This window comes from Mesorhizobium sp. M2C.T.Ca.TU.002.02.1.1 (assembly GCF_003997225.1).
The window spans coordinates 1-475 of the sequence record NZ_RZTO01001514.1 but is presented as its reverse complement, the minus strand read 5'-3'; the positions used below and the strand labels follow the sequence as shown (position 1 = coordinate 475).

Annotated in this window: 1 protein-coding gene; it reads right to left on the bottom strand. The window is 64.0% G+C overall.

Annotated features, from left to right (window positions below; all coding sequences use genetic code 11):
• Positions 1–475 (bottom strand): FAD-dependent oxidoreductase (locus tag EOD07_RS37040; RefSeq protein ID WP_127238543.1); only part of this gene is annotated, 475 nt, incomplete at both ends.

Sequence of the window (475 nt, the reverse complement as noted above, 5' to 3'; positions counted from 1 at the left end):
CCAGGATAGTCGCGGTCGGTAGTGCCGATCAGCGTGAATTCTTCCTCGTAGGGAATGGCGAAGATGATGCGGCCATCCTTGTTCTGGAAGAAATAGGCGCGCGGATCGTCGAACTTCTTGGCGACGACGATGTGGCTGCCTTGCACGAGACGGACATTGTGGACCTCGTTCTGGCCGACGGCGGCCGAAAGCACGTGATCGACCCAGGGTCCGGCGGCGTTGACGAGAAGCCGCGCGCGCACTTCCTCGGTCTCGCCGGTAAGCACGTTCTGCACTTTGATGGTCCAGGTCGAACCGTCGCGTCGCGCGCTGACGACCTTGGTGCGGGTGCGGATGACGGCGCCCCGGTCGGCGGCGTCACGCGCATTCAGCGCCACCAGGCGCGCGTCATTGACCCAGCCGTCCGAATATTCGAACGCCTTGCGGAACAACGGCTTCAGCGGCTTGCCGGCCGGATCGCTCGCCATATCCAGCG